This window comes from Streptomyces griseorubiginosus (assembly GCF_017614965.1).
GTDB classification, from domain to species: domain Bacteria; phylum Actinomycetota; class Actinomycetes; order Streptomycetales; family Streptomycetaceae; genus Streptomyces; species Streptomyces griseorubiginosus_B.
This window is the reverse complement of record NZ_WVUG01000564.1, coordinates 1-2,415: the sequence shown is the minus strand read 5'-3', so window position 1 is coordinate 2,415 and position 2,415 is coordinate 1. Positions and strand designations below refer to the sequence as shown.

At 74.8% G+C, this 2,415-nt stretch carries 1 protein-coding gene and 1 pseudogene; both read left to right on the top strand.

Translation table 11 applies throughout. From position 1 onward, the window contains the following. A partial coding sequence (locus GRC12_RS43665) for an ERAP1-like C-terminal domain-containing protein (protein WP_208785982.1) occupies positions 1-981 on the top strand: 981 nt, incomplete at its 5' end. A 1,072-nt stretch (positions 982-2,053) separates the two neighbouring features. Continuing rightward, a pseudogene (locus GRC12_RS43660) lies at positions 2,054-2,415 on the top strand (hypothetical protein); the annotation flags it as partial.

Sequence of the window (2,415 nt, the reverse complement as noted above, 5' to 3'; positions counted from 1 at the left end):
CACCCCCTCGGCAAGCGCCCCGCCCTGCTCCTGCTGAACGACGGCGACCTCACCTACGCCAAGGTCCGCTTCGACACCGAGTCCTTCGAGACGGTCACCGCGAACCTCTGCGGCCTGCCCGAACCGCTCACCCGCGCGGTCGTGTGGAACGCCCTGCGCGACGCGGTGCGCGACGGTGAACTCCCGCCCGCCGCCTACCTCGAGGCCGCCCGCACCCACCTCCCGCACGAGACCGACCTCGCCGTCGTCCAGGGCGTCCTCGCCTTCGCCACCGCCCAGATCGCCGGCCGCTACGTCGACCCCGAGGGCCGCCCCGCCGCCCTCGCCGCCCTCAGCTCCCTCTGCCGCGACCTCATCCGCCGCACCGAGGACGGTGACAATCCCGGCCTGCGCCTGGTCGCCGTGCGTCACTTCATCGACGTCGCCGCCCAGCCCGACACCATCGCCGCCTGGCTCGCCGACGGCACCGTGCCCGGGGGACCGGAACTGGACCCGGAGCTGCGCTGGCGCGTGCTGGGGCGGCTCGCCGTCCTCGGTGCCACCGACGAGGCCGCGATCGCCGCCGAACTGGAGCGGGACCCCTCCGCCACCGGCCAGGAGGGCGCCGCACGCTGCCGCGCCGCGCTGCCGGACCCCGAGGCCAAGGCGCGGGCCTGGGAGGGGATGTTCGGGCGCGACGACCTCTCCAACTACCTGTTCATCGCCACCGCCCAGGGCTTCTGGCAGCCCGAACAGGCCGATCTGGTACGGCAGTACGTGCCGCGCTACTACGCCGACGCGGTCGCCGTCGCCGCCCGCCGCGGCCCCGCCATGGCCGACGCCGCCGGCCGCTGGGCGTTCCCGGCCCACGCGGTCGACGAGGAAACCCTCCGCCTCGGCGAGGCCTGCCTGACCGACGCAAACCCGATCCCGGCCCTACGCCGCAAACTGGTGGACCAACTGGACGACCTGGGCCGGGCGTTGCGCGTCCGCCAGGGCTAGGGGGTCCGCTCAGGGCCGGGAGCGCATGCATGGCCGCGGGGCGCATGCCTCGCCGTGTGCGCGTCCCCGGGCCAGGCGACGGACGCTTCGTGACCGGGGCGCCAGCAGGGCTGAGCGACGCGGACTCCGAGTCGGGGATCGTCCAGGACCTGGCGGCGCGCACTTCGGGGCCGGAACGCCGACAGGGCTGAGGGAGGTGTACTCCGGGGTTGCGGGTGCCTGCAGGGTCTGTCGTCGGTCGTTTCGTGGCCGGGGCGCCCGGGGCTGAGAGACGCGCACACCGGAGCTGGAGGTGCGCCCTGGTCCGGTGGCGCGCTTCGGGCCGAAGCGGTGGGAGGGCTGGGGGACGCGTACTCCGGAGTCGGGGCGCATCCAGGGCCAAGGGACGCGTGCTCCTGGGCCAGAGGCGCGTCCAGGGCAAGGCGACCTGCACCCCCTTCCGGGGCGCGTCCCGGGCTGGGGGCGTATCCAAGGCCTGGCGGCGCGCATTCATGAGTCGAGGTGGGCTCAAGGTCAGGTGGTGCGTGTTCCTGGACTGAGTACGCGTCCTGGGGCAGGTGGCGCGGGGCCCGGGGCCGGAGGCGCGTTCAGGGCCGGGCGGCGCGCACCTCCGGGTGGGAGCGCATCCTGGGTCCGGGCTCATCGCAGGCCAGACGGCGCGCATTCATGAGTCGTGATGGGTTCAGGGCCAAGTGGCAGGTGTCCCGGGGCTGCGGTCACGCGTCCGGGGGCAGGTGGCGCGGGTCCAGGGTCAGGTAGCGCGTCTCGGGGCAGAGGGCGTGGGACCCGGGGCTGGGGGCGCGTCTCGGGGCACGTGGCGCGTGGTCCGGGTGCGGAGCGCACACACCGGGATGGGCTGCGTGCGGAGCGCACACACCGGGATGGGCGGCGTGCGCTTCTGTGCCAAGGGGACCGCCGTGGTGGGGTTCATGGTGGGCGCCACCCCGCGCCACCCCTTGGTCGCCTGCCGCCGGGACACCCTTTCGGGTTTCGCTCGTTGAACCTTTCGGGCACGCGCGCTCATCCAGGTACAAGCTGGAACTCCCTCAGCACGCGTGCCCGGGAGGAACCCATGAGCACACCGAGCCTCGCCTCGGGCCCGGAGGGCCCCGACGCGCTGCGGCCGCTGCTCGACACCGTGCTCGGCGCCCTCGCCGACGGCACACGGGCGCGCGGAGGACCCCTGCCCGCCGGCGGGCCCGACGCGGTCGCCGAGCGGGTGCGGGCCGCCGTGGGCGACGTACTGCCGCGACACGGTGACCCCGATGCCCTGCGCGCCCTCGTCCACGCCCTCGCCGAAGGCTCCGCCGACCCGGCCGACCCGCGCCTCCCTGGAGGAGGCGGGCGTCGAGGTGGTCGAGGCAGGAAAGGTGCAAGAGTGAAGCTGACGATTCTGGGCGGCGGCGGGTTCCGCGTGCCGCTCGTGTACGGCGC